This is a genomic window from Chitinophaga jiangningensis, assembly GCF_900142605.1.
In the GTDB taxonomy this organism is placed as follows: domain Bacteria; phylum Bacteroidota; class Bacteroidia; order Chitinophagales; family Chitinophagaceae; genus Chitinophaga; species Chitinophaga jiangningensis.
In genome coordinates this window covers 17,728-39,221 of record NZ_FRBL01000012.1, presented here as the reverse complement: position 1 = coordinate 39,221, position 21,494 = coordinate 17,728, and the positions used below count along the sequence as shown (strand labels likewise).

At 50.3% G+C, this 21,494-nt stretch carries 16 protein-coding genes; 6 read left to right on the top strand and 10 right to left on the bottom strand.

Going from position 1 to position 21,494, the window contains the following annotated elements:
- Window positions 1-4: 4 nt before the first annotated feature.
- Genes BUB18_RS26470 through BUB18_RS26460 form a run of 3 tightly spaced genes read right to left on the bottom strand, consistent with a single transcriptional unit; the run spans window position 5 to window position 5,813 of the window.
- The gene (locus BUB18_RS26470; protein WP_073086976.1) at window positions 5-928 is read right to left on the bottom strand and encodes a dihydrodipicolinate synthase family protein; all 924 of its coding nucleotides are present in this window, start codon (window positions 926-928) and stop codon (window positions 5-7) included.
- A 19-nt stretch (window positions 929-947) separates the two neighbouring features.
- The gene (nanU, locus tag BUB18_RS26465) at window positions 948-2,471 is read right to left on the bottom strand and encodes a SusD family outer membrane lipoprotein NanU (protein ID WP_073086974.1); all 1,524 of its coding nucleotides are present in this window, start codon (window positions 2,469-2,471) and stop codon (window positions 948-950) included.
- Window positions 2,472-2,492: 21 nt separating this feature from the next.
- Window positions 2,493-5,813 carry a SusC/RagA family TonB-linked outer membrane protein gene (locus BUB18_RS26460; RefSeq protein WP_073086972.1) on the bottom strand — a complete coding sequence of 1,107 codons (3,321 nt, stop codon included), beginning with the start codon at window positions 5,811-5,813 and terminating at the stop codon, window positions 2,493-2,495.
- 223 nt (window positions 5,814-6,036) lie between these two features.
- Between BUB18_RS26460 and BUB18_RS26455 the strand changes: the two genes are divergently transcribed.
- Window positions 6,037-6,744: a FadR/GntR family transcriptional regulator gene (locus tag BUB18_RS26455; protein ID WP_073086971.1), complete on the top strand. Its 708-nt coding sequence runs from the start codon at window positions 6,037-6,039 to the stop codon at window positions 6,742-6,744.
- A 358-nt stretch (window positions 6,745-7,102) separates the two neighbouring features.
- On the opposite strand, the gene BUB18_RS26450 is transcribed toward BUB18_RS26455, so the two are convergent.
- The gene (locus BUB18_RS26450) at window positions 7,103-7,294 is read right to left on the bottom strand and encodes a cold-shock protein (RefSeq protein ID WP_073086969.1); all 192 of its coding nucleotides are present in this window, start codon (window positions 7,292-7,294) and stop codon (window positions 7,103-7,105) included.
- 246 nt (window positions 7,295-7,540) lie between these two features.
- Between BUB18_RS26450 and BUB18_RS26445 the strand changes: the two genes are divergently transcribed.
- A complete protein-coding gene (locus tag BUB18_RS26445; protein ID WP_245805742.1) occupies window positions 7,541-8,830 on the top strand; it encodes an MFS transporter in 1,290 nt (429 codons plus the stop codon).
- Here the strand turns inward: BUB18_RS26445 and rpiA are convergent.
- Window positions 8,827-9,504: a ribose-5-phosphate isomerase RpiA gene (rpiA, locus tag BUB18_RS26440; protein WP_073086965.1), complete on the bottom strand. Its 678-nt coding sequence runs from the start codon at window positions 9,502-9,504 to the stop codon at window positions 8,827-8,829. The genes BUB18_RS26445 and rpiA overlap by 4 nt on opposite strands.
- Before the next feature lie 76 nt (window positions 9,505-9,580).
- Here rpiA and BUB18_RS26435 point away from each other — a divergent pair, with 76 nt between their 5' ends.
- Entirely contained in the window at window positions 9,581-11,200 is a 1,620-nt protein-coding gene (locus BUB18_RS26435; RefSeq protein ID WP_073086963.1) for a M28 family metallopeptidase, read from the top strand.
- 41 nt (window positions 11,201-11,241) lie between these two features.
- Complete coding sequence (locus BUB18_RS26430) at window positions 11,242-12,021, top strand: M90 family metallopeptidase (protein WP_218588112.1); 780 nt, start codon at window positions 11,242-11,244, stop codon at window positions 12,019-12,021.
- 62 nt (window positions 12,022-12,083) lie between these two features.
- Here BUB18_RS26430 and BUB18_RS26425 read toward each other — a convergent pair whose 3' ends face one another.
- Window positions 12,084-12,479: a nuclear transport factor 2 family protein gene (locus BUB18_RS26425; RefSeq protein WP_073086959.1), complete on the bottom strand. Its 396-nt coding sequence runs from the start codon at window positions 12,477-12,479 to the stop codon at window positions 12,084-12,086.
- Between the two features lie 145 nt (window positions 12,480-12,624).
- On the opposite strand from BUB18_RS26425, the gene BUB18_RS26420 reads away from it, so the two are divergent.
- Window positions 12,625-13,596, top strand: a complete 972-nt coding sequence (locus BUB18_RS26420) for an AraC family transcriptional regulator (RefSeq protein ID WP_073086957.1) — start codon at window positions 12,625-12,627, stop codon at window positions 13,594-13,596.
- A 111-nt stretch (window positions 13,597-13,707) separates the two neighbouring features.
- Here the strand turns inward: BUB18_RS26420 and BUB18_RS26415 are convergent, their stop codons facing one another.
- The 3 genes from BUB18_RS26415 to BUB18_RS26400 form a co-directional block, all read right to left on the bottom strand.
- Window positions 13,708-17,079 (bottom strand): DUF1080 domain-containing protein, encoded by a 3,372-nt coding sequence (locus tag BUB18_RS26415; RefSeq protein ID WP_073086955.1) that lies wholly within the window; start codon window positions 17,077-17,079, stop codon window positions 13,708-13,710.
- A gap of 12 nt (window positions 17,080-17,091) precedes the next feature.
- Window positions 17,092-18,363, bottom strand: a complete 1,272-nt coding sequence (locus BUB18_RS26410; protein WP_073086953.1) for a Gfo/Idh/MocA family oxidoreductase — start codon at window positions 18,361-18,363, stop codon at window positions 17,092-17,094.
- A gap of 481 nt (window positions 18,364-18,844) precedes the next feature.
- Entirely contained in the window at window positions 18,845-19,726 is an 882-nt protein-coding gene (locus tag BUB18_RS26400; RefSeq protein ID WP_073086949.1) for an ROK family protein, read from the bottom strand.
- 220 nt (window positions 19,727-19,946) lie between these two features.
- Here BUB18_RS26400 and BUB18_RS26395 point away from each other — a divergent pair, with 220 nt between their 5' ends.
- Window positions 19,947-20,318 carry a winged helix-turn-helix transcriptional regulator gene (locus BUB18_RS26395; RefSeq protein WP_073086947.1) on the top strand — a complete coding sequence of 124 codons (372 nt, stop codon included), beginning with the start codon at window positions 19,947-19,949 and terminating at the stop codon, window positions 20,316-20,318.
- 273 nt (window positions 20,319-20,591) lie between these two features.
- Here BUB18_RS26395 and BUB18_RS26390 read toward each other — a convergent pair whose 3' ends face one another.
- Window positions 20,592-21,476, bottom strand: coding sequence for an NAD(P)-dependent oxidoreductase (locus BUB18_RS26390; protein WP_073086945.1), 885 nt, complete (start codon window positions 21,474-21,476; stop codon window positions 20,592-20,594).
- Window positions 21,477-21,494 lie beyond the last annotated feature (18 nt).

Genomic DNA, 21,494 nt, shown 5'->3' with positions numbered 1-21,494 from the left:
TGATTTATTTACGTGAACAGAACTCATTAAAACCGAGTGCCGTCACCTCTTTTTGAAATGCCTCAAACTGAACAGGGCTCATGTTTTTCACCGGTAGCCGGAACTCCCCGCAGTCGAGGCCCATCATTTTCATATAGGCCTTACCGGTAGCAATGCCGCCATATTTTCCCAGCAGGCGGATCATATCGATCGACAGCTGCTGGAGTTGCTGGGCCTGCGTGAGGTCGCCCGCTGCAAAAGCATCCATGAGGCGATAATACAAGGGTGCAGCATAGTTAAAAGTACTGCCTACACCCGCTTTGGCGCCTACTGCCAGGGATGCCAGCAGGTTTTCATCCCGCCCCCACAGCATATCATATTTACCGTTTTGAAAGTTGATACAGCTCTGGTAATCCATGAAGTCCTCGTGGGTATACTTCACCCCGGCGAAGTTGCTCACCTGCCCATCCACTGCTTTCAGCAGGTCGATCATTGCATAACCAACGCCTGTGAGCACCGGTATATGATAGTAGTAAAACGGCATATCCGGCACGGCGGCAGCTACCATAGCGCAGCATTCTGCCAGCGCGTTCACATGGGCAGGCTTGAAGTAAAAAGGAGCGGTTAGGGACACTGCATAGAGTCCGGCTTCACGGGCATGCAATGCCTGCGCTATGCAGTCCTGCAGGCTGGTGCCACCTACGAGGGTCATCACTTTAAAGTCCGGATCCCCTTTTGCGGCGGCCGCCCAGGCACTGGTCACCTGCATTTTTTCCTGCGAGGTAGTGGATACGCCCTCGCCGGTAGAGCCGTTGATAAAGGCGCCGGTAACGCCATTCTTTTTTAACATGGCATAATATTCCGGGATGATGGACAGGTTCAGCGAACCATCTTTATGCATGGGTGTAAACGGTGCAGCAATCAATTTGCGCAGGTGCTCGATCGTCATATCTGATATTTAATAAATGCTAAAACTGCGCATATCCGGGCGTTTGCACCAGACTGCGGTTATTGGTGAGGGAATTTCTGTCGACAGGCCATAACAGCTTATATGCTTCGGCAGGTTTGAGTGTCGTATGTTCGTATACGTAGTTGTCGCCCATGCGGCGCAGGTCGTACCAGCGCTTACCTTCAAACACAAACTCCAGCAGGCGCTCCCGCAGTAATGCTTCTTTCGGATCAGCATCCACTTTCTGGTTCGGATAGGCGTAAGCGTTAGTATAATTAACGCCATAGGCGCGTGCCCTTACTTTATTGATTTCAGCCGCAGGATCTTCGCCCAGCAGCACTTTACACTCTGCCAGTAACAGCAACAGATCTGCATAACGGTATATTGGAAAATCGTTGGTGTAAGCCCTTGCGCCGGCGTTCTGTTCTCCCTGGTACTTTTTAGCGAAGGCGCCGGTAATGGTGTAGGTGGTGCCTGATTTCGTATAGGCAGGCTGTATAGTGGCGTATTTGCGGCTGTCGGCATCGCTGTACTGCCGGAAAGTAGCCACCTTCACCGGTGCACGGAGCAGGCCTCCCCAGTTATCAGTAGCCACGTCAAACTGCCGGTTGGCGAGGGAGTCGTAGAAGTTCGCGATCAGGCCTGATTGCGGCACGAACAGGCTGGGGATAAAGCCAATGGTGGCCTCGTTCAGCTTATAACGGATGGCAAATATTATTTCCTTGTTGCCTTTGCCTGCGCTGCTGAAAACATCCGTGAAATTATCCATCAGTCCCAGCGAAGGCACATTGGTTTGTATATCCGTGAGTGCATTTTTGGCGATAGTGGCGTCCGCATTACCTCCGCCACGGTAGCTTGTCCAGAGGTAGACTTCAGCCTTCAGCATTTGTGTAGCTGCCTTTGACCAAAAGCCTTTCTGGTTGCGGAAAGTGTAATCAGTTCCGAAGTTATTAGCGGAGCTGTCCAGGTCAGCTTTGATCAGCTTCATCACGTCTTCCGCCGGACTGGCAGCTTTCGCCAGGTTGCTGATATCGATGTTGGTAGATGGTGTGGTATTGATGAGCACATTGCCCCAGGAGCGCAGCAGTTGAAAGTAATAGAACGCACGCATACCATAGGCCTGCCCCAGGTAATAATTTTTATTGGCGGCTGTGAGCAGGTTGGTGCTGCTGGCTTTACTGATCAGCAGATTGATCTGGTTAATGTTAAAATAAAAGCCACCGAAGTTGCTGACGCCGGGTGCATCCAGGTCCATCGTTTGCAGCCACATACGCTCGGTGCCTTGTGTGGCTTCCCCTGTGAAAGAGGGCCCCAGCGCCGTTTCCGTACCAAAGATATCCGAGCGCATTTCGCCGAGCGACTGAAACGCCGAATTGTTATTTCTAAACGCTGTATGCACGCCGGTTACAAAGGCATCGTATTGGTCGGGTGTTTTCCAGTAGCTTTCGTTGCTGAGGGAGCTGATGGGGGTCAGGTCCAGCTTGCTGGAGCAGGCCTGCATCAGCAGGGCCGCTCCTAATATGGTGATGATTTGTTTTTTCATGTGTGGTAGTATTTGCAATGTTTAGAATGACACCTGTACGCCCAGAACGAAAGAGCGTGGCGTAGGATAAGTACCGGCGAAGATGCCGCTGATATTCCCGCTACCGTCCACCGGCGCTTCCGGCGAAGGGCCGCTAAAGCTGGTTACATAAAACAGGTTGTTGGCGCTTACATACATCCTTGTGGAAGAAAGTACGTGTGTGCGTTGCAGTAATGATTTTGGCAGCTCGTAGCTGAGGGTGATCTCGCGGCAGGCGAGGTAATTCCCTTTTTCGTAAAAGCGGGAGTTGTTGCCGTTCAGCACCTGGTTCGCATTATTGGCGCGGGTATAATTTTGTTTGGAGCCGGCCACCTGATCGGCGAAGTAGACTTTTGGTATATCCGTTTCCGTGTTAGTGGGCGACCATGCCTGCTTTTGTAAGTCAATGTAGTTAAAGGTTCCCTGGTAGTTACCGAGCGTTCTGGCTACCAGGTCGTTGTAAATGGTATGGCCGGTGGCGAAGTCGAACCGGCTGTACAGCGACAGCCCCTTGTAACTCAGCGTAGCATTGAACCCGCCTGTCCATTTAGGGAAGATGTTGCCCAGGTATACCTGGTCGCGGGAATCGATGGTATCATTTCTGTCTTTATCCAGCCAGTTTACATCACCGGGAGTAATGCGGCCATTGGCGCCTGCGGCGAGATTGGGGCCGGTAATTTTGGCCACGGCATCGTAGCGGTTGCCTGCCACGGCGGCTACATCTTTATCATCTTTAAAAATGGACACCTGTTGGTAGCCGTAGATATCGCCGAGCGACTGTCCTTCCTGGAGGCCACCTACCCAGATCACTTTTCCGGAAGCGGCATCATATACCTGAAGGCCGCCCTGGCGGTTGTTTTCGTTGCCATTATAAGGCAGCTGAAGGATTTTATTTTTTACGAAAGATGCATTGGCGCCTACGTTAAGTCGTACGCCACTGTTGGATTGCAGCACGGTGGCATTCACTTCGAACTCATACCCTTTGTTTTGGAAAGTACCCAGATTGGTTTTTACGAAATCGAAACCCACATAACTGGGCAGTGCCAGGTTGGTGAGGAGGTCGGAGGTTTTACGGTTGTAATAATCAAATAACAGGGTGATGCGGTTATCGAGGAAGCCGAGGTCGATGCCGAGATCTGTGGTTTTACTTTTTTCCCAGCGCAGTTCGGGGTTGGCCATGCCGGTGTTAAGAAAACCTGCGTTGCCGTTGTAGTTGGTTTGTAGATTGTAAACACCCTGCACATCGTAGCGGCCGAGGCCTGCCACGTTACCGTTTACACCATAGCTGGCGCGTGGTTTTATGGTGCTCAGCACCTTGCTGATGCCGAGGTTTTTATAGAAAGGTTCGTTGTGAAGATTCCAACCGAGCGACATACCGGGGAAAAATCCCGAGCGGTTGCTTTTGGCGAGGCTGGACACCGCATCCTGGCGGAACACCAGTGTAAGCAGGTAGCGCTCATCATAGTTGTAGGCGAGTCGCCCGAAGGACGAAAGAATGCGGTATTCCGACTGAATCGAATAGTTGTTATTCGGGTCGGACGAAGAAGTAGTTGGATTAAAGGTCGTAGAGGCGTTGGCGGTAGGAATATCATCCGTTGGTGCGTTGAGTCCATCTACCTGCAGGCCGAGGGATTTGATACCGAAGTACTCTGCGCCTGCCATCGCGGAGAGGTCGTGTTTACCAAAGGATTTGGTATAGTTTAAGATACCGTTGTATTGTGTTTGAAAGTCGCGCGCAAAGCCGGTTACCGACTCCCGTTTCGTATTACTGAACGAGGGAGGGTTGGCGAAGATGTTGGCATATGTTTGTGTAGCTTGTTGGAAGGACTGGTTCAATCTTTCAAACAGGTACATATTGGCGGTTCCTCTGAAGTAGAGGCCGGGGATGATGTCCCATTTCACGAAAGCGTTGGCCGAGATGCGGTTTGTTTCGGCGCTGCGTTTTGTTTTTTGCAGCCAGTAGAGCGGGTTACCGTCGGAGGCGCTGTTACCCGGGTTGGGTAAGGTTTTGGCGGAATCCAGCCACGGATTAAAGGTGGGCCAGATGGCCATGCTGCGGTAGAGCGAGTTTACTTCTCCTGCGAGCACACCTAGTTGTGCGGCGGTGGACATGCTGACGCCTGTACCTACTTCCAGGTTTGATTTCACTTTGTAGGAGCCATTTACATCGCCGGAAAAGCGCTTGTAGCCGGAGCCTACGATTACCCCATCTTCTTTATAATAGTCGAAGCTGGCGTAATATTTTCCCTTGTCGTTTCCACCAGTCACGTTTACGTAGTGGTCTTGTGTGTAGGTATTTCGGAAGACGATATTTTCCACTTCTCCCCCATGGTCTTTAAAAATGATGGTGCCGCCGTATGGGTCGCCCACGGTATCCCAGCCCTTGCTGAGCAGGGAGGCGGTGGTGCTGTTATAGGGTCGGATGTCGAAGGTGGCCAGGTCGGCGGGGTTGGTGGAGAGTCCCATGCCGCGGGCGGTATTTGCCTGGCTGAGCGTGCGGCCTGCGTTGAGATAACCGAGGCGGGTGTAGTAGATGAAATCTTTAGCGCCCATGTACTGGTATCCATCGCGGGCTTTATTATAGCCGCCGGTGAATTTGTAGGATACCTGTGCTACGCCGGCTTTTCCTTGTTTGGTGGTGATGAGGATCACACCGTTGTTGGCGCGGGCGCCGTAGATGGCGGTGGCGGCGGCATCTTTAAGCAGTTCGATGCTGGCGATATCTTCAGAGGGGACGTCGGCGAAGGAGCGCACTACCCCATCCACAATGGTGAGTGGGGCGCCGGGGCTGTTGATGGAGGCGCCGCCGCGGAGGATGATCACCGGTGTAGCGCCCGGCTGGCCGGTGGCGGTAACTACCTGCAGGCCTGAAACGGTTCCCTGGAGGGCGCTTCCAACGTTGGCGCGGGGTGCGTTGGCGAGTACTTCTTTGTCGAGTTTGGCGATGGAGGTGGTCACGCTTCGGCGGGACTGTGTGCCGTAGCCTACTACCACTACTTCATTCATTTTCTGTACATCCGCTTCAAGTTTGGCGTTGATCTCTGATTTGTCGGTTACCAGGATTTCCTGGGGGAGATAGCCGGTGTAGCGGATGAGGAGTGTTTCGCCCGGGTTTACCAGCAGCGAGTAGGTGCCATCCGGTAGTACCTGGGTGCCTCTGTTGGTGCCTTTTACGCTAACGGTGGCACCGATGAGGGGCGACTGATCTTCCTTTGCCTGTATGCGGCCGGTGATCTTCCGCGACTGAGCTATGGTTGTTGCGGCATAGCATAGGCCTATCAGCACTAACAGGCCTGTTTTCTGGTTGATAAAAAAGCGCTTCATAACGGACTTTTAGAATTGCATGAAATTATTATGTATAACATAATACAGTCTAAAAGTAGGAAAGAATTTTAAATAGCCAAGTTTTTTTTCTTTTTTAGTTAGGAGAAATCCGATTATTTTTGGTGGGCAATGGTGCAATAGAGCCATATCTGTCCGAGTTTCGTTCCCGTACATTACTCATAGTAAGCGGTGAGCCATTCAAAAAAAATTAAGTACGACATAAATGAGTACCCTGGAAATAACTAAAAACCTTCAATCGATTGATACCAGTTCACTGGTGGATAAAGTAGAGCGCAAGCTGATTGAGTTACTGATCAGCAAGGATATTAAAGTAGGTGATTCGATCCCAAAGGAGCTGGAACTGGCAGATGTGCTGGGTGTTAGTCGCACCGTAGTGCGGGAGGCCCTTACCCGCCTTAAAACGCTGGGATTGATTGAAACTAAGAAAAAGCGGGGAGCCGTACTCACCAACCCGGACCTCACGGGACTGCTGGAAAAGAGTTTGTATCCTGAAATAATGGACAAAAACACGCTGCGTGAGATTTTTGAAATGCGGCTGGCGCTGGAGATAGGCATGGCGGATTTCATTATGGAGCGTGTAACGCCGGAAGATGTGGCGGCGCTGAAAGCGATTGTGGAAGATGAGCCCACGGTAGCGGATCAGCACCTGTTCCAGATAGAACAGGAGATCCGTTTTCACGGGAAATTATATGAGATCAGCGGCAACCAGGTACTGAAACGGTTCCAGCAGATGCTGCTGCCGGTTTTTGACTATGTACATAAGAGCGGGCTATTGAAAAAAATGCCTAAAACGAAGAAGTTTGTATCGCACAAAGGGCTGGTGGAGATTATTGAAAACGGGTCGGCGGAGATGTTAAGGAATGCGATGCGGAATCATTTGGAGAATCATTTTGCGAGGATATTTGAGTAGTGTTTTTATTATTAATGGCGCCTTCGGCGCCAGGAGAGCGATCTTATTTCTCGCAAAGCAGCAAAGCAGGTAAGCAGCTAAGACCTGCAGTTTGTTTCAGGAAATTAAACGAATGAGGAGAGACCGAAGGTCTCTCCTCATTCGTTTAATTCGTCCGCCGGAGGCGGACGAATTAAACGAATGCCGCCAACAAAACATAATCCCTTAGCTGCTTGGCTGCTGCGAGAAAAAAGATTGCCGGAGGCGGACGAATAAACGATGTTAGTCCATCCGTTCAAGGCATTTCGTAGCAGGCATAAAAAAAGACCCGCCGTGGACGGCGGGTCTTTTAAATTACCAAACTATTATCGGAATAATATTATGCTAATCTTACGTTAACAGCATTCGGGCCCTTTCTACCTTCTTCCACGTCGAATACAACGCGGTCGTTTTCGCCGATGCTTTCTTTAATACCAGATACGTGAACAAAGATTTCCTGATTCGTACCTTCGATTTTAATGAAGCCAAAACCTTTAGTTTCATTAAAAAATTTTACAACACCTGTTTGCATTTATTTAATTTTTAATAGTGAACGTATTCTCGCCTATTATAACTCAGCAGGCTCACTGCGCAACTAAAAGAAAAAAGTGGAAAGCTGATCGGGAAGTGATGATCACAAACAGAAATGCAATTCAATATTCTTAAGAAGCGTTACGAAGATAGGTCTAATCTGCTTACCATCCTAATTTTTTTCTTTTTTAACGAAACCTTGCACGGAATAGACATTTTAAGGTTTTAGATATACATTTGTATGCATATGAAACATCCTGATTCATGGCGTATAAAGGCCATACTGACCGGTTCCGCCGGGAATATGGTAGAATGGTACGATTGGTACATCTATTCCACCTTTTCGTTATACTTCGCCCCTGTATTTTTCCCTAAGGGCAGCTATACTGCCCAGTTGCTGAATACAGCCGCCATCTTTGCGGTGGGCTTTCTGATGCGCCCCATCGGCGGATGGATGTTTGGTACCATTGCCGACCGGAAAGGCCGCAAAGCCGCCATGACGCTGTCAGTACTCATGATGTCGTTCGGCTCTATGCTCATTGCTTTTACCCCAGGATATACCGACATAGGCCTACTGGCGCCAGTGCTGCTTTGCCTGGCGCGACTCCTCCAGGGCCTCAGTGTTGGCGGCGAATACGGCACCAGCGCTACGTATCTGAGTGAAGTAGCCACTGCTGACCTCCGGGGGTTTTACTCCAGTTTCCAGTATGTAACGCTGATCGGAGGGCAACTCCTGGCACTTGGGGTGCAAATGCTGCTGCAAAAAGTGTTTCTTACCCCTGAGCAACTGCATACCTGGGGATGGCGTATTCCTTTTGTGATAGGGGCTTTGCTGGCATTCTATGTGTTATATCTCCGTAAAAACATGCATGAATCCACCGCCTTTGAAAAAGAGAAAAAATCGAAGGATCAGGGCTCTGTTAAAATACTGTTCACCAAACATCCCAGGGCGGTGTTAACCGTGGTAGGCCTTACCCTTGGCGGCACCGTGGCCTTTTATACCTACACCACCTATATGCAGAAGTTCCTCGTGAACACCGTGCATATGACCATAGAAAAAGCTACTACCATCACCTTTTTCCTGATGCTGATTTATGCCTGCCTGCAACCGCTGGCAGGATGGCTTTCGGATAGAATAGGCCGCAAACCCTTACTCATGGCATTCGGCATACTGGGCACCCTTTGCACCGTACCACTGCTCACCACACTGAGTCATACTGATACGGTATGGGGCGCCTTCTGGCTGATCCTCGGTGCACTGATCATTGTAACCGGCTACACCAGTATTAACGCAGTAGTTAAAGCAGAACTCTTTCCGGCTGAAATAAGGGCACTGGGCGTAGGATTCCCCTACGCATTAACCGTGGCCGTTTTTGGCGGCACAGCGGAACCACTCGCCCTGTTTTTTAAGCAAAAGGGAATGGAATCCGGTTACTACTGGTATGTAACCGGCTGCATTTTTATCTCCCTACTGGTTTATATAACCTCCAAAGACAGTAAAAAGCATTCGTACCTGGACAAGGAAATGAAAGCCTAGCGGCGGATTTCACGGGTAGTACCGTCTTCTTTTCCGATGATGAGCAGGTGAGCCATGCCTATAAACAGGCCATTTTCCACCACACCGGGAATATCATTGAGCTGCGCATGCAATGTTTCGGGATCTGCAATACGTTCGTAATGGCAATCGGCGATGTAATTGCCGTTATCTGTTACAAAATACTGATCTCCCTTTTTACGCAACGCTGGCGCCGCATGCAGCTGATGGAGCCGGCGCAGGGTTAACTCATAGGCAAATGGAATAATCTCCACCGGCAACGGGAATTTGCCCAACTGCGCCACTACCTTGCTCTCATCCGCAATTACAATCATCTGATCAGATGCTGCCGCAATAATTTTCTCCCGCAACAAAGCCCCTCCGCCGCCTTTGATCAACTGCAATGCAGCATTGGCCTCATCTGCACCATCAATATCAATATGAATACGATCCACCTCGCTGAAAGGAATGATGGGTATACCCTGAGCACGGGCCAGCTCCTCTGATTCTTCGGAGGTAGCCACTGCCTTAACGGACAATCCCTCCCTAACCATTTCGCCTATACGCATAATGGCGTAATAGGCAGTGCTGCCTGTTCCCAGACCAAGCGTCATCCCGGATTTAATATACGTTGCCGCCTGCTCCGCGGCCACTTTTTTAGCGATATTTATCTGCATGTAACAAATATAAGCCATCGGTCGAATTTGGAAATATTGCCGAACTCAACTAATTTTTGCTATAAATCTTTTTGCTTTGAGAAAATTTTCCATTTTGATACTGGCAGCCTCCCTCGGCCAACTTCCTGCCTTTGCTCAGGAAAATCCGGCTGCCGGCGCCATCAATGCCGATGTACTCAGCAGGCATATCAGCGTGCTGGCATCTGACGCATTTGAAGGCCGTAAACCGTTTACCCGCGGGGAAGACAGCTCCATCAACTACATCGCTGCACAGTTTAAAGCCCTGGGCTTAAAACCCGGAAACGGCAACAGCTATTTCCAGGACGTGCCCATGGTCAATATCTTTTCCCAGCCAGCCTCCGACCTCGTCATCAAAGGCCTGAAAGGAAGCATCAGCCTTAAATACCTGGATGATTATGTAGCCGCCACCCGCCGCGTTCAGAACCAGGTAACCCTCTCCAACTCTGAACTGGTATTTGCCGGCTACGGAATTGTGGCTCCGGAATACAACTGGAACGACTATAAAGGACTGAACGTAAAAGGGAAAACAGTGGTGGTAATGGTCAATGACCCGGGATTTGCCGACAGTACGCTGTTTAAGGGGCGCACCATGACCTACTACGGCCGCTGGACCTATAAATTTGAAGAGGCCTCCCGACAGGGCGCTGCCGGCTGTATCATCATCCACGAAACTGCCGCCGCCAGCTATCCCTGGAAGGTAGTGCGCAGCAGCTGGAGCAATTCCAAACTGCACCTGCAAACAGCGGATAATAATATGTCGCGCACCATCCTCGAAGGCTGGATCAGCCAGGAATCCGCCCGCAAACTCTTCCAACTGGCCGGCCTCTCCCCCGACCTCATGAACCAGGCCAAAAACAAAGGATTCAAACCGGTGGACCTTCACCTGCAAACATCCCTTGTTATCAATAACACCGTTAAGAAATCCACGTCGCATAACGTACTCGGTATTCTCCCAGGCACTAAAAGACCACAGGAGTGCGTGGTATACTCCGCCCACTGGGATCACTTTGGCATTGGGGAAAATATTAATGGCGACTCCATCTACAACGGCGCGGTGGATAATGCCAGCGGCACCGCAGGTTTAATTGCCCTCGCTACCGCCTTTACGCAGGTAAAGCCTGCCCCTGAACGCTCACTCCTCTTCCTCGCTGTAACCGGCGAAGAACAGGGACTCCTTGGCTCGGAATATTATGCCAGTCACCCGGTATTTGCACCGGCAAAAACAGTGGCCGACATCAACCTCGACGTGATGAACTATTTTGGTCGCACCAAAGATGTAACGGTCATCGGCAAAGGACAATCCGAACTGGATGAATACGTACAGCGCGCCGCCGCCAAACAAGGCAGGGTAACGGTTCCGGAAGATCATCCGGAAGGCGGCTGGTTCTTCCGCTCCGACCACTTCAACTTCGCGAAAAAAGGCGTACCGGGTTTATACATCGGCCCCGGCACCAATGCCATCGGCAAGGATCCGGGATGGGCAAAAGAACAGATTGCCACGTATAACCGTGAACGTTATCATTCACCAAAAGATGAATTTGATCCCAACACCTGGAAACTGGATGGAATGATTGAAGACCTGAAGCTGGTATTTGATGTGGGACTCACCCTCAGCAACGAAACCACCTTTCCGAAATGGAAGGATGGCTCCGAGTTTAAGGGATTCAGAAAGTAACTTAACAAGACGAATATAAGATGGTACTGTTTGGATTAATTATGATGGGACTGATTTTATTCCTTTATGTAAGGAATATTTTCGTCCGCAGGAAGAAGCTGAAAAACTCCGTTCCCGATACCTACAAGCCTTTGCTGCAGGAGCATGTACGCTACTATCAGCAGCTGGATGAGGCAGATAAAGAACGGTTCAACAGTAAGGTAGCGCGCTTCCTGAAACGCACTACAATAGAAGGTGTAGGTACGGAGGTAGAACCGCTGGACCGTGTGCTGGTAGCCGCTAGTGCAATTATTCCCATCTTTGGGTTTAAAGACTGGGAGTATTTTAATCTCACTAATGTTATCCTTTACCCGGATACTTTCAACGAAAGCTATCAGTATGAGGGCAACCGCCGTAATATCCTGGGAATGGTAGGCAGCGGCTCCCTGAACGGACAGATGGTACTCTCCCGCAGCGCGCTCCGGGAAGGATTCTCCAACGTTACCGACAAAAACAACACCGCCATTCATGAATTTGTACACCTGCTGGATAAATCCGACGGCTATGTGGATGGCATGCCACGCCACCTCCTGGAACACAGCTACAGTATACCGTGGATGAAGCTGGTGCATCAAACAATTCAGCAAATGGCTGCCGGGCATACCGATATCAATCCGTATGGCGCCACTAATGAAGGCGAATTTTTCGCCGTTATTTCCGAATACTTCTTTGAAAGGCCGGACCTGCTGGCAGAAAAGCATCCGGAGTTGTATACCATGCTGACAAAAATTTTCCAGCAGGACCCTGCGGCGAATCATCAGCATCCGGAAACAAGTTTTTAAATCAGGTATGGGACCTTCGGTCCCATACAGGGGGAGGTCCGCCGCCGGCGGACCTTTTTTTATTAATTACCCCAGAAAGTATTTTCCTGTTGCTCGTCAGCTGTGAATACCTTTGCAGCGGTAATTTTTCCTTCTTCCACCGTATACACATCCACGTTAATTACGTCCAGCTGCTCATTGCCCTTTTTTGCTTTCCATACCAGGCAAACGGCTACTTCATTGCCATTTACAGCATAAGATTTCACCTCTGCCAGTGCCAATGTTTTCTCAGATACCTCAAACATACCGCCGCACATGCCAAATACTTCTTCGATGGAATTTTTAACCCCGGAGAACCTATTATCGCCTGGCTGCTCCCATCTTATTTTAGGATGCAGTAAGGTGGCAACTTTTTCGAAATCAAATACTTTAACGGCTTCAATGAACGCGGTAACGATGATTAATGCATTGTTTTCCATGATTTGCTATTTTTTGTTGTTTTATTAATTCGATATAGCAAAAGTAGTATGCCGGGCATCCCGGCTACTTACCATAAAACGACAATCATTTACCACTTTACGCCAACGTAACTTTTTACCCAAAATCTCTCTTTATCTTTAATACATGAAAGATCTGGTGAAACATATCGTTGCTTATGCGGAACTGCGGAACGTAGATACCACGCAGTTATGCAAACTGTCGCATATAGATAAAAAGGCACTGGCGAAAAAAGACGGCCCCGCTCCCACTGCTGCGCAAATCGGCAGCCTGTGGGCCAATGCGATACATCTCACGCGCGACAAACTATTCGGATTACATTTTGGGGAATCTCTGCGAACAACCGCTTTAGGTATTGTAGGCAGTATCATTCAATCCAGTGCTACCGTGGGTGAGGCTCTCACACATGCGGCAGCGTTGGTACACGTAATTACCGGCCAATGCCGGATGGAAATTGTGCAGGGAAAAGGCACGTTTAAAGTAATACTAACCCAAACAACGCGGGAAGGAATCAATCCGCTGATGGAAGTATTTATGGTCATCGTAATTCATGAACTGGACGGGCTGCTGCTAACGAAAATCACGCCCAAAGCAGTGGCACTGCCTTACAAGGTGACAGACCCTGTGGAATATGCACGCGTGTTCAGGTGCGCGCCCGTTAAATCCAATGGAGAATATAGCATTACGTTGTCGGCCCAATACTGGGAAGAGCCTATCCTCACCGCCAATTATCAGTTACAGGAAATCCTGCTACAGCAAACTTCCCATCTCCCTAAACCTGATAACAAAACACAGCTATTGGGCGCCAGAATACATAACTACCTGCTGGCAAACTCCTACCTGGGACTGGCTTCACTCAACGACATTGCCTCCAACTTCAATATGAGCGCCAGAACGCTGCAGCGGCAGTTAAAAAACGAAGGTTCTTCCTATCAACATATAGCCGATACCGTTAAACGTTCCCTGGCGGAACACTATATTGCTTCCGGCAATTTTGCATTGAAAGATATTTCCTGGATGCTGGGGTATAATGAACTGAGTGCTTTTAGCAGAGCTTTTAAGAAGTGGACGGGAGTAAGCCCGGAAAGTTTCGGATAATCTGCCTGCCGGAGAAGCTTCATCTGTAGTGGTATTAAAAGGATAATAGGCTAAACAAGTTCAAAAAAATAAGGGACTGGCTGTCCCTTATTTTTTTGAACTTGTTTATGCTTAGAGTGACTTCACACGGATATTGCGGAAGCGCACCACATCGCCATGTCCGAGGAAACCGATATGCCCCTTTTCATTTTTCAAACCGGGATGATCCTTGTGATCCAACGTACCATTGGCACTGGCCGCAGCGATATCACCATCCAGGATCGTTTCACCGTTGAGGATCACTTTTACATTATTACCTTTCACTACCACTTCTTCGTAGTTCCACTCCCCTACGGGTTTGAGGAAGCCACGCTTCGCAGGAATCACACCATACACGGAGCCATGATACTGGTACTCGTGCAGGTTTTTGTACATATCCGCCTCGTTGTCGATGATCTGTAATTCCATACCATTATAGGCCGCATTACCTTCCAAAGGAGCGCGGATACCCAGGCCGTTATTGGCGCCAGGTGTAAGCTGGAATTCGAAACGATAAATAAAATCCTTAAACTCTTCTTTCGTAAACAGGTTGCCGGAACCACCTAATTTAGGGTAGATCACGAGGTTGCCTTCTTCCATGATGTAGCTGGTGGTGTTACCCGTCCATGCCTGCATGTTGGTACCATCAAACAGCACTTTGAATCCGGCTTTCTTTTCCTCCGCGCTTAACACGAAAGGCTTAGGACGCGGCAGCTCTTTGATATACAGATCGCGGTAGGCCACGTAGGTACCGTGCGCCTGCAATTCAATCTGCTCCTCAGGGAAAATAGGTAATCCTTTTTCCCAGTAGTTTTCCATAATGGTGTTGTTGGTCACCAGCTGACCGTTGAGGTAAACGGTTACGCGGTCGCCCTTCATGATGATGTGGAAGTGATTCCATTCGCCAATGGCATTATCTGCGAGCACCAGTGGTTTGCTTACGTTCGACTGGTTGTTGTAGAGTCCACCGGAGCCTACTTCAGCACCCACATCGGTACGGGAGGTGTCCCATATCTGCACCTGCGGCGTACCGCGAAGGTAGATGCCGGCATCACCTTTAGCGGTGATCTTCCAGTCTACCAGCATTTCGAAGTCGCCATATTTTTTCTCCGTACAGAGGTTATCTCCTTCGCCGTTGAATACGAGGAGGCCATCTTTTACGGACCAGCCTTTGTTCATTTTCTCATTGGCTTTTGTTTGGGCAGACTTCAGTGCTTTTTCGGTCATTTTCCCGCGGGCAACCGGGTTTTCAACGAGGCCTTTCCATCCGCTGAGGTCCGTGCCATTAAACATGGATACGAAGCCTTCGCCGGCGGGCATTTCGTTGAGGTATTTGCGGATAGACTGTCGCTGGTAGTCGGCATCACCACCTTTCAGTTGTGCACTTGCTTTTTCGAGGAGTGTTTTCACCACCGGGCCTGCATAGGATTTATCGGCCAGGGCGATATCCATTACGGCATCGGCAGCTGTGGCGCCCAGGTTGGGCGATTCCAGGTAGCGGCCAGCCAGCAGGAGGGCGTTATAGGATTTACATTTATTGAGTACCTGTAAGGCTTTCAGTTGTACTTTTTCGCTGGAGGTAATGTCCAATGCATTACGTACCATCAATACCTTTTGATCCGCGGGTATTGTTTTGGCAGATGCTAACCCCACATAGCCCAGTAATGCCTGTTCCTGGTATACTACATACTCCTTATTGCGGGCAATGTTTAAGAGCGGCAGGGCGGCATCGGCGTTGGACCAGTCGGCCAGCGCGCGGATGGCGGCATCTTTCGTAGTGGCGTCGCCGTTATTAAACGCGTCTACTACTGCTCCCAGTGCGTCTTTAGAGCCAATGCCTGCCAGCACGCCGAGGTAGCGGGATTTGCTGGCTGCCGGCGCTGCCTGCATGAATTGTTTGGCCTGCTCCGGGGAGATGGCGGCGTTGATGAGCGCCTGCTGTGCAGCGGTGGTTTCCAGGCTGTTGGTAGCACCGTTGACCAGCGTTACCAGCACTGGTACACTTTGCTGATTGGCAATAGCAGGCAAGGCTTTGTAGGCGGCCGTGCGCAGGTTTGCATCTGTGCCGGCAGCAGCGTCGGTGATCAGTTTGCCCTGTTCTGTCGCTTTTCGTGCAGCCAGTACCGTTATAGCGGCAGATTTAGCAGCCGTGGTCAGGTTAGGAAATGCGGCAGCCACTGCTGTTACTACTTCCGAACCCGGCATGATCAGCAATGCATTTTCCACCGCTTCTACTGTAGCCGGATCGCTGGAGTTAAAGGTGGTGATTAATACAGGGAGATGTTTAATGCCGCCAATGCGACCCGTCGCGTCAATAGCGGCCGTTCGGATCTGCGGGTCCTGGTTGGACATCAGCCCGGTTATGGCAGGCAGGGCGTATTCCGCCTTATTATCTGCGAAGATGCGGATCGCCGCAGCTTTGGTTACATTATCTGCGGTACCGAACTGCTTCAACACCATGGCCTGCTGCGCAGGGATGAGTGTGGCAGTGTGGGCAGCAATCAGTTTCCAGGCAGTGTTTTTCACGCGGGGGCGACTATCATTCGTCGCGGTAATCCAGGTGGCCAGTGCTTTAGCGCCGTCGTTGGCACTGAGAATGTTCAGGGCTGCTACATAAGCATTTTCCTGCGGAACACCTTTGGTAACAGGCAGCAGTGCAGTAGCCAGACTGGTGGCGAGTTTTTTATCGCTCAGTGCGGCGAGGTAGGTGAGGTAGGATGCGGTGGCATTCGTACGGTCGTACCCGTAGCCTGCTTTAGCGGCGTTGGCTTTAAGCGTATTAGCGGCGGCCGGGTCAGCGATGCGTGCCAGTGCGTAGTTGGATACTTTGGCTAAGTCACCGTTGCTGCCGGAGGCGAGTTTGATAATCGCGGCATTGGCCTCAGCGGCGCTGGCATCTCCCAAAGCCTGCACCAGGGTAATCTGACGCTTGCCGGTGGCGGTGCCGAGTGCAGTGAGTAAGGCCTGTTTACTTTCTGCGGTATTGATTTTCACGAGGGCACGGGCTGCAGGATCGCAGAGGCGCTCATCCGCCAGGAAAGGCGTGAGCGTGGCTACCGAAGGGTTGCCGGCCAGCGTTTGCACCTGGCGGATCAGGAAGGCTTTTACTTCCGGATTGGTAGCTTTGGCGGCAGCCTGTGAGTAGGCTTTTACCGCGGTGGCACGGTTGTTTTCCTGGCCTGGGGCGGTTACATAAAATGCGTAGCCGGCCAGGGCGTATTCCATTCTGGTATTGTCGCCTTTGCCGGGGGCTGAGAGCAGATCGGCCATCTGGCTGATGCCGCTGGCACCGAAGGAGGAAATTTCCTGAAAGTATTTATTCAGGTCGGCCCTGTTATTGGCCGGGAAGCGGGCCAGTACATCGGCCACTTTGGTATGCAGTGCGCGCTGGTCCGGGGCCGGCTGGGCAAAAGCACCCAATCCGAGGAATAGCAGCGGCAGTATAGTGAATGATAATTTCTTCATGATCAGCTTAAATTAAATGGTCCAGGGTCCGCGCATGGGTTGGAAAATAAGGTTATTGGCGCCTTCATCATTGATGAACACCTGGTTTACCGGGTCGAACTGCAGGTTACGATTGAGTTGCAGCGCTATTTTGCCCATGTTTACCAGTGTGGCAGAGCGGTGGCCATTTTCTTCGTTGAGCGCAAATTTGCGGCGCAGTTTTACGGCTTCCACGAAGTCGGTTTGCTGCGGCAGCGGATCAGGGAAGGCGGCCAGTTTCTTTTCCAGGTCCGGAATGGTGGATTTGAAACCGGGGTATAGTTTACCGTTAGGTCCTTCGATGTAAGCGGCTTTTTCATCCTTTCCTTCACCGTCGAGGATGATCTGGCAACCGTCGTCGTAGGTGTAGATGATGCGGCGCCAGGTGCCTACGGCATCCGGGTGTTGCTGTGGCGCATCTACTTCCACTTTTACCGGGCTGGTGTTATCCTTGCCAAGGAAGTATTGGATAGGATCGAGATAGTGTTGTCCCATATCACCGAGGCCGCCGCCATCGTAATCCCAGTAGCCGCGGAAGGTTTGGTGAACACGGTGTTGCGTGTATGGTTTATAAGGCGCTGGTCCTAACCACATATCATAGTCCAGTTCAGCCGGTACCGGCATTTCCGGGAGGTTGGTTTTTCCTACCCAGTAAAATTTCCAGTCGAACCCGGTGTGTTTGCTCACGGTCACTTTCAGGGGCCATCCGAGCAGGCCGCTGTCCACCAATTTTTTAATTGGTTTTACGGTGGTACCCATTCCGTAGAAGTTATCGGAGAAGCGGAACCAGGTATTGAGGCGGAAGATGCGGCCATGTTGCTGTACCGCTTCCACGAGGCGTTTACCTTCGCCGATGGTGGCGGTCATTGGTTTTTCGCACCAGATATCTTTGCCGGCGCGGGCAGCATCGGCGGCGATGATACCGTGCCAGTGCGGTGGTGTGGCGATATGAACGATATCCACTTCCGGGAGGGTGATGACCTCGCGGTAGTCGGTAAATGTTTTTACTGATTTGTCTTTCAGCTGATCCATGGCCAGTTTCAGGTGACTACGGTCTACATCGCAAACGGCCACCACGCGTGTACCGGCGTATCCGAAATGCCCGCGGCCCATGCTTCCCGTACCGATTACGGCTTTGGTGAGTTGATCGCTGGGTGCAAGGTATCCGCGTCCCAGTACGTGCCTGGGAACAATTGTGAAAGCTGCCAGTGCGCCAAGGGAGTTCCTGATAAAGGAGCGCCTGGAATTGCTTGTCTGTTTAGTCATAAGGTGTGATTATAGAGTAGATTTATTTGTTCACTAGCAATTGGCATGCGCAACGATCAAAAGGTTCACTATGGTTTCAGGAATAGCGTCAGTTATCAGTACATCTACAGGTACGCATGATTATCTTGGAAAGATAATGGCGAAAGCGGGGATTTGCAAGTATGGGTTGATGAAATGTGATGAACGGCGGCAGGTTTCCGGCAAAGACTTATTTCGGTTAGGGCGCCTTCGGCGCCGGGAGAGCGAACTTTTTTGCACGCAGAGCAGCAAAGCAGGTAAGCAGCAAAGACTTGTGTTTTGTTGTTTTTTTAAGAGAGATGTTTTCCGCCGACTGCGGAAAACATCTCTTTCTGGGTAAAGACCGAAGGTCTTTACCCAGAAAGAGATAAAAAATCATTGGAACAAAATGCAGGCCTTTGCTGCTTATGCCCCTTATGCTGCTTTGCGAGAAAAAAGGATCGCAAGGGCCGAAGGCCCTGAATTATGCATTAACTGTTTCACCGAACCATACGCTGGCTGCGCCGATGATGGCAGCAGATTCGCCCAGCATGGCTATACGAACAGGAATATGAATATGATGTGCTGCGAGCTGAAGGATCAGTGCAGGTAAAAATAGCGGGGATGCGTTGGCAATATTACCGCCGAGTACGATTACTTCAGGATTTTCTTCCTGTACAAAGGGAACGAGAAATGCGGCGAGGTTGGCAGCAAACTCCTGGAAGATGCCTTTTACGCGTTCGTCCTGTTCTTCCAGTTCGCATAATGCTTTAACGTCTTTCACGGTTTGACCGCTTATTTCTTCATAGCGTTTTACAAACCAGCGGGTGGAGATATAATCTTCTGCGATACTGTTTTTAAAGGGTGCACACCATCGGTCTGCATCTTTGGCGAGGTGCCCGTCGTAGGTGGCTGATCCAAGTCCTGTACCGAGCGTAAGGCCGATAGCGCGTTTAAATTCACGTGCGGCGCCGCTGAAGCCTTCTCCCTGCAGGAAGCATCCTGCATCGTTGATAAACTGGATATTTTTGGGTGATATATTCAATTTTGCCGCGAGGAGTTCCTTTACGTTCAGGTTGAATAGTGCGTCGTATTTGTCCTGGTTGAGCATTTTGCTGATGCCGAGCTCGTAGTCAAACGGCCCTGGCATTCCGATGCCTATCACCATATTATCAATGGCTGCTTCTTTGGTGACCTCGTTGATCACTGCTGCCCATGCGGTGATGATATCTTCCGCTGCGCCTTTGGAGTTCACCCGTTCCCGACGCCAGGTGTTTTCAATGATGGATCTGTTTTCCAGATCTACTAATGCTGCCGTTATGTGCGAGCCTCCTATATCCACTCCTACAGCCATGGAATTTTTCATATGTTAAAAAATCAGGTTTTACGCTAAATCGTTTTAGCGATGAGGACAAATATAATATATTTTTTTATTCAGGTAGGGTTTTTCTGAATATTATGATAAAACCCTTACTGGCACTACACAAAATCGATTTTCTAAATTAGGGAGATACCCGGTTATGCGGCCGCAGGCATCATAACTTGTACAGATGTTTTACATTTATATCCTGTAAATGTTTAGCAAAATGAAAAAAGACGCTTCAACTAATTCGCAAAATGCCAGGCAGCTCAGGGGCGACTGCGGCACGGTATATACGTTGTCGCTCATCGGTAACCGATGGAAACCGGTGATACTATGGCGTTTATTGCAGGACAGGCAGCGTTATAGTGAGTTGCGCAAATCCATTCCGGGTATCTCCGAGCGGGTACTGGTGCTGCAGCTGCGGGAAATGGAGCAGGATGGACTAATCAACCGGTTTGTATTTCCGGAAGTGCCGCCGCGGGTGGAGTATGAACTGACGGACCTGGGAAAATCCATGGCGCCTATATTGGAAGTAATGTCGGACTGGGGGCTGGAACATATGCCGGAGGTGATGGCGCCGGCGGTGGTGTCGTAGGAGGATACGCTTCACGCAAAGGATGGTGTTTTGTCTTTTTTTCTCGCAAAGCAGCCAAGCAGGTAAGCAGCAAAGGTTTGCGTTTTGTTGTTTACAACGTAATAAGGTCCGCCAGTGGCGGACCTTATTACGATAGAGGAGGGGCCGAAGGCCCCTCCTCTATCGTAATAACTTTTTGGAACAAAACACAGGTCTTTGCGAGAAAGAAGATCGCAAGGGCCGAAGGCCCCTTTGCTACTTATGCAGTCTGATGTTCCTTTGCGTGCAACCAACCTATTTCAACCCGGCATCATTCAACGCCCCTGTGGCCAGTGCCACCCAGTCCGCATCTCTCCTGCCCTTACTCAGCACTGTGAGCAATCGCTGGTGCACCAGGTTGGCAATCGGCATCGGCGTATAGCTGTTACGCGCTGTTTCCAGCACCAGGTCTATATCTTTGAGTCCCAATGATGCTTTAAAAGACCGTTCGCCCTCAAATTCCCTATTGAGTATCATCGCACCGTAGTTGCGGAAAATAGGCCCTGTAAACAACGTGGTGGTCAGCAGTTCATAAGCTGCTTTCGCATCGAGTCCATTTTTCTCTGCCAAAACAAAAGACTCCGCCATCAGCTCCATGGCGCCGGCAATCATGAAATTACCAATCAGCTTCATCACATTGGCATTTTCCGGTTTGGTACCCATGTCAAAAATATTTTTCGCAAAGCCATCCAGCAGTAATTGCCTGATACGCTCCTTACCTGCCGCATCCCCGCTGATGGCTGCGTTACCCATTTTCGCCGCCGCCGCTTCCGGCCGCGCAAATACCGGCGAGGCAATGTAAATGGACCCTTCTTTTTTGTGCAGCGCCGCCAGCTCCCCTGCTGTAACAGGTGAAATCGTACTCATGGATGCATGCACCCCACCTGTACCCAGCGCAGCCAGGAATGCAGGAGTCACTATATCCCGCAACGCCGCATCGTCCGACACAAGGGTAAATACAATCCCTCCTTTTTCAATAGCCGCCACAGGGCTGTCCACTATCTCCGCACCCAGCTTTTCCAGCGGCAACGCCTTCTCACGGGTACGGTTGTATACTTTCAACTGATGACCTGCCTTCAGTAAATTTTCCGCGATAGGCAACCCCAGGTTACCTATTCCTATAAATCCGATTTTTTGCATAAAATATTTGTTTGTGTT

Coding starts and splice junctions, on each gene's coding strand:
- BUB18_RS26390 (WP_073086945.1), bottom strand. CDS start 21,476: ATGCAAAAAATCGGATTTATAGGAATAGGTAACCTGGGGTTGCCTATC.
- BUB18_RS26420 (WP_073086957.1), top strand. CDS start 12,625: ATGAAAGATCTGGTGAAACATATCGTTGCTTATGCGGAACTGCGGAAC.
- BUB18_RS26460 (WP_073086972.1), bottom strand. CDS start 5,813: ATGAAGCGCTTTTTTATCAACCAGAAAACAGGCCTGTTAGTGCTGATA.
- rpiA (WP_073086965.1), bottom strand. CDS start 9,504: ATGCAGATAAATATCGCTAAAAAAGTGGCCGCGGAGCAGGCGGCAACG.
- BUB18_RS26445 (WP_245805742.1), top strand. CDS start 7,541: ATGAAACATCCTGATTCATGGCGTATAAAGGCCATACTGACCGGTTCC.
- nanU (WP_073086974.1), bottom strand. CDS start 2,471: ATGAAAAAACAAATCATCACCATATTAGGAGCGGCCCTGCTGATGCAG.
- BUB18_RS26455 (WP_073086971.1), top strand. CDS start 6,037: ATGAGTACCCTGGAAATAACTAAAAACCTTCAATCGATTGATACCAGT.
- BUB18_RS26410 (WP_073086953.1), bottom strand. CDS start 18,363: ATGACTAAACAGACAAGCAATTCCAGGCGCTCCTTTATCAGGAACTCC.
- BUB18_RS26400 (WP_073086949.1), bottom strand. CDS start 19,726: ATGAAAAATTCCATGGCTGTAGGAGTGGATATAGGAGGCTCGCACATA.
- BUB18_RS26425 (WP_073086959.1), bottom strand. CDS start 12,479: ATGGAAAACAATGCATTAATCATCGTTACCGCGTTCATTGAAGCCGTT.
- BUB18_RS26470 (WP_073086976.1), bottom strand. CDS start 928: ATGACGATCGAGCACCTGCGCAAATTGATTGCTGCACCGTTTACACCC.
- BUB18_RS26430 (WP_218588112.1), top strand. CDS start 11,242: ATGATGGGACTGATTTTATTCCTTTATGTAAGGAATATTTTCGTCCGC.
- BUB18_RS26450 (WP_073086969.1), bottom strand. CDS start 7,294: ATGCAAACAGGTGTTGTAAAATTTTTTAATGAAACTAAAGGTTTTGGC.
- BUB18_RS26395 (WP_073086947.1), top strand. CDS start 19,947: ATGAAAAAAGACGCTTCAACTAATTCGCAAAATGCCAGGCAGCTCAGG.
- BUB18_RS26415 (WP_073086955.1), bottom strand. CDS start 17,079: ATGAAGAAATTATCATTCACTATACTGCCGCTGCTATTCCTCGGATTG.